Source organism: Verrucomicrobiota bacterium (assembly GCA_016871675.1).
Taxonomy (GTDB): Bacteria; Verrucomicrobiota; Verrucomicrobiia; order Limisphaerales; family VHCN01; genus VHCN01.
In genome coordinates this window covers 62,311-77,818 of sequence record VHCN01000003.1, presented here as the reverse complement: position 1 = coordinate 77,818, position 15,508 = coordinate 62,311, and the positions used below count along the sequence as shown (strand labels likewise).

The window sequence follows — 15,508 nt, the reverse complement described above, 5'->3', positions numbered from 1 at the left end:
ACGTTCACCGCGGAGTGACCGGCCGCAACGGCTGTTGCTTGTCGCGTCGAAGCTCGTGCTGGGATTGGAGAATGGCGAGCTGCGTCGGTTCGTCCATGCCGGGCTGGTTGAGTTGCTGCGTCAATGCCGCGAGCCGCCGGTCGAGCGCGGCGTTGCGGATGCCCGTGAGCACATCCAGGAGTTGCTGCTCGGGATTCGGGATTCCATCGGCGCCGTTGGCGACGGCCTCGGTGGCGAGCGAGCGGCTGGTGTCGTCGCCGAGTTCGTCGAGCATTGCGGCAAGATGCGTCCAGCGGCCTTCGCGCTGCGCGGCGATTCGGACGGAGAGAATGTGCCGCGCGTCCGCATGCGCGAGCCACGTGGTGTCGAGGTGCGCCATCGCGAACGCCACAAGCTCGTCGTGAAGCAGCAACAGCCGCAGCAGCCAGAATTCCTGCGCATTGGGGCGGCTTGGCGGTCTGGCCGCTTCGGCCTGGGCGGGCGCATCCGCGGCGGCTCGCGGCGCGCCGAGGGTCGGCGGGCCTTTCTTGAATTCCGCGAGCACGGCGCCGGGGGGGACTCCGAGCCGGCCGGCCGTCTTTTGCGCGCAGTGCTGAAGCGTCACTTCGTCATTCGTCTTCCACGCGGCTTCCGCCATCGCGCGTTGCACGGCGGAGCGGCCCTTGTCGGTGTGGACATCGTTCGTGGCGCAGAGCCGGTTGAGGTAGTAGTCGAAGAACCCCTCGGCGCGGCGGATGAGTTCGGCAAATGCGGGACCGCCGTTCTGCTTGATGAAACTGTCGGGGTCGTGCGGCGCGGGCACTGTGGCGACGCGGATGGCGAGCCCGGCGGCGAGCAACGCGTCGAGCGCGCGGACGGTGGCGTTCTGGCCGGCGTTGTCGGCGTCGAAGCACAGCACGACTTCGTCCGCGTAGCGCTTGAGCAGGCGCGCGTGCTCGGCGGTGAGCGCGGTGCCCTGCGGGGCGACGACGTGCTGCACGCCGGACATGAAAATGGCGATCAAGTCGAGCTGCCCTTCGCAGATGATCGCGCAGTCTTTCTCGCTGATGGCGCGGTGCGATTTGTCGAGGCCGAAGCAGACGCGGCCCTTGCTGAAGATCGGCGTCTCGGGCGAGTTCACGTATTTCGCGGTCTTGTCGTCGCCGGCGAGGATGCGCCCGCTGAAGCCGATGACGCGCCCCTGCGCGTCGCAAATCGGAAAGATCAGCCGCCCGCGGAAGCGGTCGTAGTGGCCGTCGCCGCCGTCGCGTTTGAGGATGAGCCCACCCTGCTCGACGAGCGCGGCGTCGAAGCCCTTCCCGCGCGACCAGTTCACGGTGTCGTCCCATTTGTCGGGCGCGTAGCCGAGGCGGAAGAGCTTCACGGCATCGTCGGTCACGCCGCGGCGGGCGAGGTAATCGCGGGCGACCTGCCCGGCGGCGTCGTTGAGCAACGCGGCGTGCCAGCGCTGCGTGATCTGCTCGTGCATTTGCAGCAGGATGTCCTTCACGTGGCGCTGCTGTTGCGCGCCGGGCGACTGGTCGAACTCAATCGGGATGCGCGCCCGTTCGGCGAGCCGCCGCAGCGCGTCGGGAAACGGGATGTTCTCGTAGAGGCTGACGAACTTGAACACGTCGCCGCCCTTGTGGCAGCCAAAGCAGTAAAAAATCTGCTTCGAGGGATTCACGCTGAAGCTCGGCGTCTTCTCCCGGTGAAACGGACAGAGCGCGGAGAAGTTCGCGCCGGTGCGCTTCAACGGCCCGATGTAGGATTGCACGATCTCGACGATGTCGCTCGCGCCGCGGATCTGCTCCTTCGTGGATTCAGAGATGAAGCCGGCCATGAACGGGTGCTCGGGAAGGTCGCCTGCGCGGGCGCGCGGGCGCGGTCACTTGGGCGGCGCGTTGGTGGACGGCGCCGGCTTGGGCTTGCCGCCGTCGATGGCCTCCTCGACGAGCCGTTCGCGCCGGCGCCCCTCGCCGCTCGCGCGCAATTCCAAGCTGTCGTAAGGGGTGGACGTGATGAGCAGGAAGCTGGCGCGGGCGCGGATGAACTTGCCGGACTCGGATTCGGCGAAGACCTGATGCTGCACGGTGCTCCATGCCGGCAGCAACGCGATGCGGATGTCGCTCGCCGCGCGCTCGCGCTGGATGGCGATGACTGGCTCCGGTGTGTAGAGGCGCGAATTGAGGATCGCCAGCGCGGCCACCAGCATGCACCCGTAGCGCACGAGCGCCGCCACGATGCCCAGGGAAAACTCGTGCCGGCCGAAATAATCCGCCTCGAGCAGCTTGCCGCCGACCGCGCTCTTGAGCCAGATGAACGCGAGAAACACCAGCACCCCGAGGAACACGAACACGACGAGGTGACTCCAGAACAGACTCAGCTTGGTGAAGTTGGCCAGCCCGCGCGCCGACGGGCCGTTGACGAGCGCGTTCACCGCGATGATCGCCACCCACTGGCCAAGCGGCAACAGTTCCTCCGAGAGGCCGCGCTTCCTGCCGTTGCGGATCGCCACCAGCATCACCAGCACCACCAGCACGTCAAACCATGCGATCGCGAAGCCCTTGGAGGGCGCCGTCGCCGCGGGCGCGGCTTGCGTGGCCGCGGCGGCGAGGTGATACAGGAAATCCATCGCGGCAACCGTATCGGGGGGGTGCGCCGTTTGGAAGCTCCAAGACCAGCGGGCCCAAACCCACTGGTCCCGCAGCCCGACGCGGCCGGTCATCAGAACCGTTCGTCATTCCGATGAACAAAACTTCATTTTGTCCCGGGCGCGAAAAAAACCCTTGTGAAAGAAATCACGCTTCGTCACCTTGACCGCGCTTCCGGCCCAGACGGCTGGCTTTTGAGTGCGGGGAAACGATCCCCAAACCCTTTTTCGACAGCGCCATGTTGAAGTCCCTGCTCGCGGCGACCCTGCTGACGCTGCTTCCCATCACCGGGAGCGCGGCAGACAAGGCACCCGCCGCGCCCGTCCCGAAGCAGGACGCAACCCGCCGCACCGGCGCGGTCCAGGGCGACGCCGTGGCGCCCGTGACCGCAGACGGCGCGAATGCTGGTGCGCCGCAGCCTCCGAAAGCTGTCAAGCATCATGCCGAGGAAGCCGGGTTGTCGGCGAAGGCAGTGCCGCTGTTCGAGATCGGGCCGTTCGTTGTGACCAACTCGATGATGGTAACGTGGGTCGTGGCGGTCGGGCTCATCGTCCTTGCGCAGATGGCCACCAGCAAACAGCAGCTCGTTCCGTCGGGCTTGCAGAACTTCGTCGAGTGGATGGTTGGCAGCCTATACGAGTTCTTCGAGGGCATCCTCGGCGGGCACATGGCGAAGAAGACGTTTTGGTTCTTCGCGACCATCTTCATCTTCATCCTGTTCACAAACTGGTTCGGCTTGCTGCCGGGCGTTGGCACTGTCGGCTGGGGGGCGCACGCAGAAGGCAGCTTCATCCTGCCGAAATTTCACCACGTCGAGTCGCCCCTGCTGCGCGGTGGCAACGCCGACTTGAACATGACTTCGGCGATGGCGCTGCTGTTCTTCGTCCTGTGGATCGTCTGGTCCATCCAGGAAATCGGCGTCGTCGGTTTCCTCAAGCACATTTTCGGCGACGGCAAGGGCGGCATCTTCATGGTCGGCATCATGCTGTTTGTGGGCGTGCTGGAGGTCATCTCCATCGCGTTCCGGCCCGTGTCGCTGAGCTTCCGCCTCTACGGCAACGTGTTCGCCGGCGAGAACATCCTCGAGTCCATGACTGTGCTGGTGCCTTGGCTGGGCTGGGCGCTGCCGATTCCGTTTTACTTTCTCGAACTGCTTGTTGGCCTCGTGCAAGCGCTGGTGTTCGCGCTCCTGACCGCGGTGTTCACCGCGATGATGGTCGGCGACCACGCGCATGAGGAAGGCCACGAGGCGCATCACTAAACACTTTCAGCCGCCGGACCGTGGGCAAACCGCGGGGGCGGCTGATGTAACACAAAACACGAAAGGCAAAAACTATGCTGCCCATGTTTGCTGAAATGGGAGGATTGGTTCACGTCGGCCTGGCCGGTCTCGGCTCGGCCATCGGCGTGGGTCTCATCGGCATGAAGGCCGCCGAAGCCACGGGCCGCAACCCGGGCGCGGCGGGCGCGATCCGCAACCAGGCCATCTTGTTCGCGGCCTTGGCGGAGGCGATCATCTTCTTCGCCATCTTCCTCGTGAAGTAATCATCCCGGGCGCGGAGCAATCCGCGCCCGGCCACTTTTAACTGACCATGAACTCGATCTTCTTCCTCGCGGCCTCGGCGGCCGAGGGTGGCGGCCCGCTCGACGCGGTGACCAAGACCTTCGGTTGGAACCCGCAGATGTTCTTCTCACAGGTCGTCGCCTTCGTCATCGTGGCGCTCGTCCTCAAGAAGTTCGCCTACCAGCCCGTGCTCGACATGCTCGACGAGCGCAAGAAACGCATCGCTGAAAGCCTCGAAAACGCCGAGAAGATCAAGGCCGAGCTCGCCCGCACCGAGGCCGCGCGACAGGAGATTCTCGGCAAGGCCAACGCCGACGCGACGAAGTTCATCGAGGAAGCCCGGGCCGCCGCGGCGAAGGTGCTCGAGGTCGAATCACAGAAGGCCATCGCCACGGCCAACCAGATCATTGTCAAGGCCCGCGAGGCCAACGACGCCGAGCTGGCCCGCATGAAGGCCGAGTTGCGCCGTGAGATGGGCCGACTCGTCGTCGAGACCACCGGCAAGGTCGCCGGAAAGGTCCTCACCCTGGAAGACCAGCAGCGCCTCACGGAGGAGACGAACCGGCAGTTGGCCGCCTGATTCCGCATTCAGAATCCCGCACGCCGCATTTCAGTGAAAACCAGCAAACAAGCCCGGCGCGACGCCAAGCAGCTCTTTACGACCTGCCGCACCGCTGGCGTGCTCGACGAGGCGCGCGTCCGCTCCGCCGTCGCCGCGGTGATTGCGCAGAAGCCCCGCGGCTACGTGGCGATCCTGCATCACTTCCAGCGCCTCGTGAAACTCGACATCGCCCGTCGCACGGCGACCGTCGAGAGCGCGACGCCGCTCGCGCCCGACGCGCAGGCGCGCCTGACCGCGAGCCTCGTCACGCGGCACGGGGCGGGCCTCTCCACGCACTTCGCCGCCAACCCCGCTCTCATCGGCGGCCTGCGCATCAAGGTCGGCAGCGACGTTTATGACGGCAGCATCCGCGGCCGACTCGACGCGCTCGCAGACAGTTTCTGATCCCGGCCCCACCATCACTCTCAACTCTCAACACCCCGACCCTCAACACACCGTATGAGCAGCATCCTCCAGGAAATCGAAGCCCAGATCGCCGGCGTCAAGACCAGCGTCTCCCGCCAGAACGTCGGCACCGTCCGTGAAATCTCCGACGGCGTCGCCAAGATCGAGGGCCTCACCGACGCCATGCTCAACGAGATGCTCGATTTCGGCGGCGGCGTCATCGGCATCGCGCTCAACCTCGAGGAAACCGAAGTCGGCGCCATCGTCCTCGGCGATTACCTCGGCGTCCGCGAAGGCGCGGAAGTCAAGACCACCGGCAAGCTCCTCTCCGTGCCCGTCGGCAAGGGACTCCTTGGCCGCGTGGTGGACACGCTCGGCCAGCCCGTGGACGGCAAGGGGCCGATCGCCGCGACCACCTACTATCCGGTCGAAAAAATCGCGCCCGGCATCGTGAAGCGCAAATCCGTCAGCCAGCCCGTGCAGACGGGCATCATGGGCATTGACGCGATGATCCCGATCGGCCGCGGCCAGCGCGAGCTCATCATCGGCGACCGTTCGACCGGCAAGACCACGATCGGCGTGGACACGATGATCAACCAGGCCCGCATGAACAAAGTGGGCCGCGCTTCGAACGACCCGGCCTTCCGGCCTGTTTACAACATCTACGTGGCCGTCGGGCAGAAGCAGTCCAACATCGCCCGCGTCATTGCAGAACTCGAAAAGGCCGACGCGCTCGCGGACACCATCGTCGTGGCGGCCGGCGCCGACGCGCCCGCGGCAGCGCAGTATCTTGCGCCCTTCGCGGGCGCGGCGATGGGCGAATGGTTCATGGACAACGGCATGGACGCCCTCATCATCTACGATGACCTCTCCAAGCAGGCCGTCGCGTATCGGCAGGTGTCGCTCGTGCTCAAGCGCCCGTCCGGCCGCGAGGCGTATCCGGGCGACGTCTTCTACCTGCACTCGCGCCTGCTCGAGCGCAGCGCGCGCGTGAACGAGGCCAACGGCAACGGCTCACTCACCGCGTTGCCCATCATCGAGACGCAGGCCGGCGACGTCTCGGCCTACATCCCCACGAACGTCATCTCGATCACCGACGGGCAGATTTATCTGGAAACGGATTTGTTCTACCAGGGCATCCGGCCCGCCATCTCGGTCGGTCTGTCCGTGAGCCGCGTCGGTTCGGCCGCGCAAATCAAGGCGATGAAGCAGGTCGCCGGCAAGATCAAGCTCGACCTCGCGCAGTTCCGCGAGCTGGCGGCGTTTGCGCAATTTGGCTCCGACCTGGACGCCAAGACGCAGGCCACGCTCGAGCGCGGCAAGCGCATCGTCGAGCTATTCAAGCAGGACCAATACAACCCCATCCCCGTCGAAATCCAGGTGGCCGTGCTCTGGACGATGCAAAACAACCTGCTCGACGACGTGGCGGTGGAGAAGGTGAAGGACTTCCAGAAAAAGCTCACCGACTTCCTCACGACGCGCAAAGAGAAGCTGCTCACGACCATCCGCAATGAGAAGGCCGTCGGCGACGCCATTGCCGCGGAATTGAAGACGGCCGTGGCGGAATTCAAGCAGACGTATCGGTAACCCTGCCGCTTGGCGCCCCGCCTTTCTCAAACCAACCGATGCCCAGCACACGCGACATCCGCCGACGCATCAAGTCGGTCAAGAACACGGCCCAGATCACCAAGGCCATGCAGATGGTTGCGTCGTCCAAGATGCGCAAGGCGCAGCTCGCCGCGCTCGCGGGGCGGCCTTATGCCGCGCTCATGAACGATGTGCTTGCTGCCGTGAGCGAGGGCGCGGGCGACTTTAGCCACCCGTTGATGGAGGCGCGGCCGGTCCAGCGACGCGCCGTCATCCTCATCAGCACCGACAAGGGCTTGTGCGGCGCGCTCAACTCGAACCTGCTCCGCGAGGCGGCGAAATTCGACAAGGACACGACCGTTTACATCTGCGCGGGCAAGAAGGGCGGGCAGTTCATCCACCGCACCAAGCGCCAGCTCGCAGCCGAGTTTACCTACAAGGACGCGCCCTTGTTCAGTGAAGCCCGCGCGATTTCGCGGTTCGCCCAGGACCTCTTCCTCAAGGGCGAGGCGGATTCCGTCGAGGTGATCTACACGAACTTCATCAACACGCTCACGCAAAAGCCCGAGGTGCGGCCGCTGCTGCCCATCGGCAAGATTTCCGCGCTCGAGGCGGGCGTCGGCGGCGAGAACGCGCCGACCGGCGAGTTGAAGAAGTCCGAACGGGATTACCTGTTCGAGCCGGACGCCGGCGCCGTGCTTGGCAACATGCTGCCGCACTACGTCAACTTTCAGGTCTATCAATTCCTGCTCGAGGCGAAGGCCAGCGAGCACAGCGCGCGCATGGTCGCGATGAAGAACGCGACCGACAACGCCAAGCAGATCATCAAGGACCTCACGCTCGAATACAACAAGCTGCGCCAGGCGAACATCACCAAGGAACTCCTCGAAATCACCACCGCCCAGATGGCGATGGGCTAGGCGCCGATTGAATTCAAATCCCGGATTCCCCAGTTGAAATCCCAGCTATGAACAAAGGCAAAATCGTCCAGATCATCGGTCCCGTCGTGGACGCCGAATTCACCGGCGCCCTTCCGGCCATCTACAACGCCCTCACCGTCGAATACGACATGCCCGGCGCCGGCCGCGCCAGGCTCACGCTGGAGACACAGCAGCACCTCGGCGACAACTGGATCCGCGCCGTCGCCATGAGCACCACCGAGGGGCTCAAGCGCGGCATGGAACTCACCGACACCGGCGCGCCCATCTCCATGCCCGTCGGCGAGGGCGTCATGGGCCGCGTCTTCAACGTCACCGGCGACGCCGTCGACGAGCAGGGCCCCGTGCGCGCCGACCGGTTCAACTCCATCCACCGCTCCGCGCCGCCGCTCGTGGACCAGACCACCAGCCCGCAGATTCTCACCACCGGCATCAAGGTCATCGACCTCATCTGCCCGTTTCTCAAGGGCGGCAAGGTCGGCGCGTTCGGCGGCGCCGGCGTCGGCAAGACCGTCGTCATCATGGAACTCATCAACAACATCGCGAAGCTGCACGGCGGCATCTCGATGTTCGCGGGCGTCGGCGAGCGCACCCGCGAGGGCAACGACCTCTACAACGAGATGATCGAGGCCGGCGTCATCAAGGTCGAAAAGGACGAGAAGGGTCATCCGAAGAAGGGCTCCAACGGAATGCCCATCATCAAGGAAGGCTCCAAGATCGGCCTCGTTTACGGCCAGATGAACGAACCGCCGGGCGCCCGTCTCCGCGTCGCGCTCTCCGCGCTCGCCGTGACCGAGTATTTCCGCGACGAAAAGAACCAGGACGTGCTCCTGTTCGTGGACAACATCTTCCGCTTCTCGCAGGCGGGCTCCGAGGTGTCCGCGCTGCTCGGCCGCACGCCGAGCGCCGTCGGTTACCAGCCCACGCTGGCCGCCGAGATGGGCAACCTCCAGGAACGCATCACCTCGACCAAGAAGGGCTCCATCACGAGCTTCCAGGCCGTGTATGTGCCCGCGGACGACCTCACCGACCCCGCGCCGGCGACGACCTTCGCGCACCTCGACGCGACCATCGTGCTCGAGCGCTCCATCGCCGAGCTCGGCATCTACCCCGCCGTGGACCCGCTCGCATCCAACTCGCGCGCCCTCACACCGGACATCGTCGGGCAGGAACACTACGACGTCGCCCGCGGCGTCCAAAAAGTGCTTCAACGCTACAAGGACCTCCAGGACATCATCGCGATTCTCGGAATGGATGAACTCTCGCCAGAGGACAAGCTCACCGTGTTCCGCGCGCGCAAGATCCAGAAGTTCCTCAGCCAGCCGTTCTCGGTGGCCGAGGTGTTCACGGGCCGTTCCGGCAAGCAGGTGCCCGTGGCCGACACCGTCCGCGGATTCAAGGAAATCCTCGACGGCAAGCACGACGCCGTCGGCGAGAACGACTTCTACATGAAGGGCGGCATTGACGAGATCAAGGAATGACGTCCACTTACGAACTGCGTTTTACGCATGACGTAACGAGTGATGCGTAACGCGTAACCAGAGCACCCATGGCCACGCTCAAACTCGAAATCGTCACGCCCGAGGCGAAGATCTACTCCGAGGACGTGGACATGGTCACGCTGCCCGGCATTGAGGGCGAGCTCGGCATCTATCCGCAACACGTTCCGCTCATGACGCAGGTCGTGTCCGGCGAAATCATCGCACGCAAAGGCGGGCAGGACCACCATCTCGCCGTCGGCGATGGCTTCGTTGAGATCACCGGCGACCGCGTGGCCATCCTCACCGACATGGCGATGAAGGCCGACGACATTGACGAGGCGAAGGCCGAGGAAGCCCGCAAGCGCGCCGAGTCACGATTGCAGGAGAAGCTCACCGGCGAGGAAACCGCGTCCGTCCAGGCCGCGCTCGCGCACTCGCTTGCTCAACTCCACGTCAAGCGCCGACAGCGCAAGTAGTGGAGCGCGGAGTCCATCACCGCGAGTTCGAATCCGGCCGCGCTGTCATCATGCCTGTGGCGGCAACGGTGGCCGGAAGTTCCGGCTCCGCCGGATTGTCACCGCCCGCCAGCCGAGCAGCGTCGCGACGAGGGGCGGAACCATCCACGGGATGACTTCGCCGCCCCCGGCGAGCGCGGGAGTTGCGGGCATCCCAATCAGGCTACGCTCAACTCATGGTGCGCCGCAACATGCTCCTTCACCTCGGCTGCGTAGGATTCGGCAAGCCGCTCCGTCACGGTCGCGCACCCGACTCGAAAACGCTGCCCGTCAATCGCGCACACCGGCGCGATGCCCTTCGTCGTGCCGCTCAAGAAACACTCCTCGAATCCGGCGAGGTCCGCCGCGCTCACGCGCTTCTCCGCCGCCTTCACGCCGGCGCGCGGCGCGACCCGATCCAGGATGAACCGCCGCGTGATGCCCGACAGAATCCCCGCCTGCAGCCGCGGCGTGACGAGCGTGCGTCCCTTGACGAAGAACACGTTCGACACCGCGGCCTCGGTGATTTCGCCCCGCAAGCTCGTCATCACCACCTCGTCCGCGCCCCGCGCGAGCGCCTCGCGGAGGCAGAGCAGGTTGTTGAGGTAGTTGCCCGTCTTCCACGCGGGATTGAGCGTGAGCGGGTGGTTGCGACGCAGCGCCGTGGCGAGGCTGAGTCGCAAGCCCTTCTCGCGCTTCTCGGGCGGCACTTCCTTGAGGCTCTGCACGAGCAGCACATAGCCCGCACAGCCCGCGAGCCGCGTGTCCAGCCCGATGGCGCCGCCGCCGCGGGTGACTTGCAGCCGGATGTAGAGCGCCGGCTTCGAGCCAACCTTCTTGAAGAACGCCTGCGCCGTGCGGCGGATTTGCGCGAACAATTCTTCCCGCGTGAGCGGCAGCGTCAGATGCAGCGCGGCGGCGGAGCCTTCGAGCCGCCGCCAGTGCTCGTCGAAGGTGAACACGACGCCGTCGAACGTGCGCCACACTTCGTAGATGGCGTCGCCGTAGAGAAAGCCGCGATTGAGCGGGCTGATCGACGGCTTCGCGGCGTCGTGAAGCCGTCCGTCCGTGTTTGCTTGGATGAACGTGTGAACCATCGGGCGATGCGTAGCAGGCGACACCGCGAGTGGCAAGCGCCGCGGTAATGCGGGCGCCCGTCCCGAAACCGGTTTGAATCCCGCAGCCGTTTGCCGATACTCCGCGCGTGCGGTTCATACGAGACATTCATGCGGCGAAGCTCGCGGCTGGCCGGCCCGTCGTTTCGTTCGAGTTTTTCCCGCCCAAGACGCCGGAAGGCGACCGGTCGCTCCTTGAGAAAACCATCCCGGCGCTCATGCCACTTCGGCCGGACTACTGTTCGGTGACCTACGGCGCGGGCGGCAGCACGCGGGACAAGACGCTCGGCATCGTGGACCGGATCCAGCGCGAACACGGCCTGACCGCGATGGCGCACCTGACGTGCGTGAACTCCACGAGTTCGCAGCTGGCCGAAGTGCTCGCCCAGGCGCGCTCCCTTGGCATCAAGAACATCCTCGCCCTTCGCGGCGATCCGCCCGGCGGCGGCGAGTTTGCGCCGGCGCCCGGCGGTTTCGAGTTCTCGCACCAACTCGTCTCGTTCATCCGCGCAATGGGCGGGTTCAGCATCGGCACCGCCGGGTTTCCCGAGGGCCACATTGCGTGCAAGGAGGGGCGTCACGTGGATTGGGCTCGGCTCAAGGCGAAGATTGACTGCGGCGCGGACTTCGTGCTCACGCAGTTCTTTTTCGACAACGCGGATTTTCTCGGGTTCCGCGACCATCTCGTGAAGCAGCTCGGCGTCGCCGTGCCCGTGTGTCCCGGTGTGATGCCGATCTTGAGCGGCTCGCAGGTCAAGCGCTTCACCGCGTTGTGCGGCGCGGCGCTGCCGGAGAAGTTCCTCGCCAGCCTCGACCGGCTCGGCGCGGACGACGGGGCGGTGACCGAGTTCGGCATCGAATACGCCACGCGCCAGTGCGAGGAGCTGCTCCGCGAGGGCGTCCCCGGGATCCACTTCTACACGCTGAACAAGCCGCACTCGACGACGCGCATCGTGCGCAACCTCGGGCTTGCTGCGTGAGACGCAGCGCGACGCATGAAGACCCAACGACTTGGCCGAAGCTCGCTCGAATCCACGCGCCTCGGCTACGGCTGCTGGCGCATCGCCGAGACCGAGGAAGCCGGCCGCACCACGGGCCGCGCCGCCGTGCTCGCGGCCTACGAGGCGGGCGTCACGCTGTTCGACCACGCGGACATCTATTGTGGCGGCCGCGCGGAATCCGCCTTCGGCGCGGTGCTGCGTGAAGTTTCCGGCATGCGTGAGCGCGTGCTCGTCGCGTCGAAGTGCGGCATCCGGCTTGCGGGCGAACCTTCCTCGGGCGCGCCGTTCCGCTACGATTTTTCGGCCGGCCACATCCTGCGCTCGTGCGAAGCCTCGCTGCATCGCCTCGGCGTCGAGACGATTGATGTCTTCCAGCTTCACCGCCCCGACTGGCTGATGAATCCGGACGAAGTCGCCTCCGCGTTCTCGCAGCTCTTCGCCGGGGGGAAGGTCCGCGAGTTCGGCGTGAGCAACTTCCGGCCGTCCCAGGTCGAGGCGCTGCAGCGGGCGGTTCCCGTGCGGCTCGTCGTCAACCAGGTCGAAATCAGCCTCGCGTGCCTCGCGAGCTTCAACGAGGGCACGCTCGACCACTGCCTCGCAGAGAACCTCACGCCGCTCGCGTGGAGCCCGCTCGCGGGCGGCAAGCTCGGTGACGGCCCGCGCCAACTGCTGCCGTGGCAGGAGGCGTATCGCACCGACGCGCTCAACGCCGCGCTCGACGCGCTGGCGAAACCCCGGGGCGTCACGCGCGCCGCGGTCGCGCTCGCGTGGCTGCTCAAACACCCGGCGGGCGTCATCCCGCTTGTCGGCTCGACGAATCCCGCGAGCATCCACGCCTGCCTGCGCGCGGACGACGTCGAGTTGAGCCGCGAGGAATGGTATTCGCTGCTCGAACTCGCGCGCGGCGAGCGGCTGCCCTGACATGCCCACGCCTTCCGAACTCGGCTTCCGCATGCCTGCGGAATGGGAACCGCACGCGGGCACGTGGCTCACATGGCCGCGGCCCGAGGGCATCAGCTTCCCCGACCGCTACGACCAGGTGCCGCCGGTGCTCGCCCGTCTCATCGCGGAGCTTGCCGGCGTCGAGGATGTGAACATCAACGTCTGGCACGCCGACATGGAGGCGTGCGTGCGCGCGTTGCTCGCGCAGCACGCGGTGCCGATGGCGCGCGTGCGTTTTCATCACTTTCCGGCTTACGAACCGTGGTGCCGCGATCACGGGCCGATTTTCGTCGTGCGCGAGCAGGAGGGTCGCCGCGAGCGCGCCGTGGTGGACTGGGGTTACAACGCGTGGGGCGACAAATACCCGCCGTGCGACCTCGACGACGCCGTGCCCCAACACGTCGCGAAGCTGCGCGGGTTGCCGCTCTTTTCGCCGGGCATCGTGATGGAAGGCGGCTCGATCGAGGTGAACGGCCGAGGCACGCTGCTCACGACCGAGTCGTGCCTGCTGAATCCGAATCGCAATCCGCAGCTGACGAAGACCGGCATCGAGCGGCATCTGCGTGATTACCTCGGCGTCACGAACATCCTCTGGCTCGGCGACGGCATCGAGGGCGACGACACCGACGGCCACGTGGACGACCTGTCGCGGTTCGTGAACCCGACAACCATCGTGACCATCGTCGAGGACGACCCGGCCGATGCGAATCACAAGCCTTTGCAGGAAAACCTGGCGAAGCTCCGGTCGATGCGCGACGAGCGCGGCGCACGGTGGCGCATTGTCACGCTGCCGACGCCGGGCCGCATCGAATACGACGGCCAGCGCCTGCCCGCGAGCTACGCGAACTTCTACATCGCGAACGAACTCGTCGTGGTCCCGACGTTTCGACACCGCAATGACGCGGTGGCGCTCGACATCCTGCAACGCGAGTTGCCGGGGCGACGCGTGGTGGGAATCGACTCGACGGACTTGATCTGGGGACTCGGATCGTTTCATTGCCTCACGCAGCAGGAGCCGGGGTGAACGTGGGCGTGGGGCGTGGCGCGTGAAGTCGGAAACCCGCGAACCCGGTTGTTTCACGCGCCACGCCCCACACCCCGGGCGACAAGCGGATTCGAGGACGACGACGACCACATCGCGATGACCAAATACCTTCACGTCCTGAACATCGGCATCCAGAACACGCTGGTGTATCGGGTGAATTTCTTCTGCCGCGCCGTGTTCGCCCTCGTGCCGCTGATGGCCATGCTGATGATGTGGGACACGATCTTCGCCGGCAAGGGGCCGGGCGCGATGGTCGGCGCTTACACGCTCGCGCAGATGGTGTCCTACTACCTTGTGGTGACGCTTGTGGACATGCTCAGCGCGGTGGCCGAGGACGACTGGCAGATTGCGGGCGAAATCAAGGAGGGCCTCATCAGCCAGTATCTGGTGAAGCCCATGGACTATCTCGGGTATCGGCTCACGCTGTTCGTCTCGGGCCGGCTGGTTTACACGGCGGTGGCGGTGATTCCGGTCGGGTTGTTCATCCTGTTCCAGCGCGATTACTTCACGCCGCCCGCGCACGCATCGACCTGGTTGTGGTTCGCGCTCTCCGTCGCGATGACGGCGCTGCTGCAATTCCTCGTGAGCTACACGATGGCGCTCCTGGCCTTTTGGGTCACGGAAGTCGCGACGTTCATCTTCATCCTGTATGCTTTCGAATACATCGCCGGCGGGCATCTGTTCCCGCTGGACATTCTGCCGCCCGCGGCGCTGGACGCACTGCAATACACGCCGTTCCCGTATTTCTTGTTTTTCCCGGTCAGCATTTTCATGGAGCGGGTGACCGGGGCGGAACTCGCGGGCGGCCTTGCGGTGCAGGCGATGTGGGTCGTGGCTGCGTATGCGCTCGCCCGCCTGGTCTGGAGCCGCGGCATCCGGAGATACTCGGCGGCCGGAGGATGAGGGGGATGAAACGACACGCGGCCATCTACGCCGAGTTCTGGCGCAACGGGCTCATCCGCGAGATGGGGTTCAAGGCGAACTTCATCATGTGGATCGTCGTGGAGCTGCTGTGGTTTGTGTTGCAGCTCACGTTCGTGGGCGTGCTTTTTCTCCACACGGAGAGCATCGGGACGTGGACGAAGTGGGAGGTCGTGCTGCTCTACGGCGCGAGCCATTTCATCCAGCAGTTGTTCACCGGGCTGTTCCTGACGAACTGCGTCCAGGTGTCCGAGCACATCCGCACGGGCAAGCTCGACTTCCTGCTGCTGCTTCCGGCGAGCACGAGGTTCCTGTTGTCGCTGCGGCACGTGGACTTCGGCTCGTTCGTGAACGCCGCGTCCGCCGTGGGGGTGATGGTGTATGCGGCGGGCAAGCTGGCGCTGGCTCCGACGGCCGCGCAGGCGGCGGGATTCCTCGCGCTCGTCGCGGTGGGGTTGCTCCTCCACTACTCGCTGATGTTCATGCTGGCGTGTGTGAGTTTTTGGAGCGTGCGCGCGCAAGGCATCGTGTGGGGCTATTACAACCTGTTCAACCTCGCGCGGCAGCCCGATGAGGCGTTCCGCGGGGCGTTTCGCGCGGTGTTCACGTTCGCGCTGCCGATGCTGCTGGTGTCGAACGTCCCCGTGCGGCTGCTCGCGGACAAGATGCGCTCGCCGGTGGAACTGCTGCTGCTCGCTGGAATGGGGGCGGCGTGCTTCGCGGTGTCGCACGTCTTCTGGAGGATTTCCGTGAAGCGCTACACGAGCGCGAGTTCGTGAAG

Annotated in this window: 16 protein-coding genes; 13 read left to right on the top strand and 3 right to left on the bottom strand. The window is 65.5% G+C overall.

Annotation, left to right across the window (positions count from 1 at the left end; genetic code table 11):
• Positions 1–4 precede the first annotated feature (4 nt).
• Together FJ386_01705 and FJ386_01700 are read right to left on the bottom strand one after the other, a co-directional pair.
• Positions 5–1,822, bottom strand: coding sequence for a DNA primase (locus tag FJ386_01705; protein ID MBM3875420.1), 1,818 nt, complete (start codon positions 1,820–1,822; stop codon positions 5–7).
• 45 nt (positions 1,823–1,867) lie between these two features.
• Entirely contained in the window at positions 1,868–2,614 is a 747-nt protein-coding gene (locus tag FJ386_01700; protein MBM3875419.1) for a hypothetical protein, read from the bottom strand.
• A 257-nt stretch (positions 2,615–2,871) separates the two neighbouring features.
• Here FJ386_01700 and atpB point away from each other — a divergent pair, with 257 nt between their 5' ends.
• From atpB to FJ386_01660, 8 genes are all read left to right on the top strand, one after another.
• The gene (gene atpB, locus FJ386_01695) at positions 2,872–3,894 is read left to right on the top strand and encodes a F0F1 ATP synthase subunit A (GenBank protein ID MBM3875418.1); all 1,023 of its coding nucleotides are present in this window, start codon (positions 2,872–2,874) and stop codon (positions 3,892–3,894) included.
• Between the two features lie 74 nt (positions 3,895–3,968).
• Positions 3,969–4,178: an ATP synthase F0 subunit C gene (locus FJ386_01690; GenBank protein ID MBM3875417.1), complete on the top strand. Its 210-nt coding sequence runs from the start codon at positions 3,969–3,971 to the stop codon at positions 4,176–4,178.
• Between the two features lie 47 nt (positions 4,179–4,225).
• The gene (gene atpF, locus FJ386_01685) at positions 4,226–4,777 is read left to right on the top strand and encodes a F0F1 ATP synthase subunit B (protein MBM3875416.1); all 552 of its coding nucleotides are present in this window, start codon (positions 4,226–4,228) and stop codon (positions 4,775–4,777) included.
• A gap of 33 nt (positions 4,778–4,810) precedes the next feature.
• On the top strand, positions 4,811–5,203 hold the full coding sequence (locus FJ386_01680) for a F0F1 ATP synthase subunit delta (GenBank protein ID MBM3875415.1): 393 nt from the start codon (positions 4,811–4,813) through the stop codon (positions 5,201–5,203).
• A 54-nt stretch (positions 5,204–5,257) separates the two neighbouring features.
• Positions 5,258–6,790, top strand: coding sequence for a F0F1 ATP synthase subunit alpha (locus tag FJ386_01675; GenBank protein ID MBM3875414.1), 1,533 nt, complete (start codon positions 5,258–5,260; stop codon positions 6,788–6,790).
• A 38-nt stretch (positions 6,791–6,828) separates the two neighbouring features.
• Positions 6,829–7,710, top strand: coding sequence for an ATP synthase F1 subunit gamma (atpG, locus tag FJ386_01670; GenBank protein MBM3875413.1), 882 nt, complete (start codon positions 6,829–6,831; stop codon positions 7,708–7,710).
• A 47-nt stretch (positions 7,711–7,757) separates the two neighbouring features.
• Positions 7,758–9,209 carry a F0F1 ATP synthase subunit beta gene (gene atpD / locus FJ386_01665; protein ID MBM3875412.1) on the top strand — a complete coding sequence of 484 codons (1,452 nt, stop codon included), beginning with the start codon at positions 7,758–7,760 and terminating at the stop codon, positions 9,207–9,209.
• Positions 9,210–9,277: 68 nt separating this feature from the next.
• The gene (locus tag FJ386_01660; GenBank protein MBM3875411.1) at positions 9,278–9,685 is read left to right on the top strand and encodes a F0F1 ATP synthase subunit epsilon; all 408 of its coding nucleotides are present in this window, start codon (positions 9,278–9,280) and stop codon (positions 9,683–9,685) included.
• Between the two features lie 197 nt (positions 9,686–9,882).
• On the opposite strand, the gene FJ386_01655 is transcribed toward FJ386_01660, so the two are convergent.
• On the bottom strand, positions 9,883–10,800 hold the full coding sequence (locus tag FJ386_01655) for an aminotransferase class IV (GenBank protein ID MBM3875410.1): 918 nt from the start codon (positions 10,798–10,800) through the stop codon (positions 9,883–9,885).
• Positions 10,801–10,907: 107 nt separating this feature from the next.
• Here FJ386_01655 and metF point away from each other — a divergent pair, with 107 nt between their 5' ends.
• From metF to FJ386_01630, 5 genes are all read left to right on the top strand, one after another.
• Positions 10,908–11,798, top strand: a complete 891-nt coding sequence (metF, locus tag FJ386_01650) for a methylenetetrahydrofolate reductase [NAD(P)H] (protein ID MBM3875409.1) — start codon at positions 10,908–10,910, stop codon at positions 11,796–11,798.
• A gap of 15 nt (positions 11,799–11,813) precedes the next feature.
• A complete protein-coding gene (locus FJ386_01645; protein ID MBM3875408.1) occupies positions 11,814–12,740 on the top strand; it encodes an aldo/keto reductase in 927 nt (308 codons plus the stop codon).
• Between the two features lie 31 nt (positions 12,741–12,771).
• Positions 12,772–13,785 (top strand): agmatine deiminase family protein, encoded by a 1,014-nt coding sequence (locus tag FJ386_01640; protein ID MBM3875407.1) that lies wholly within the window; start codon positions 12,772–12,774, stop codon positions 13,783–13,785.
• Positions 13,786–13,902: 117 nt separating this feature from the next.
• Positions 13,903–14,709, top strand: a complete 807-nt coding sequence (locus FJ386_01635) for a hypothetical protein (protein ID MBM3875406.1) — start codon at positions 13,903–13,905, stop codon at positions 14,707–14,709.
• Entirely contained in the window at positions 14,706–15,506 is an 801-nt protein-coding gene (locus FJ386_01630; GenBank protein MBM3875405.1) for a hypothetical protein, read from the top strand. Before FJ386_01635 ends, FJ386_01630 begins: the two co-directional genes overlap by 4 nt.
• Positions 15,507–15,508: the final 2 nt, after the last annotated feature.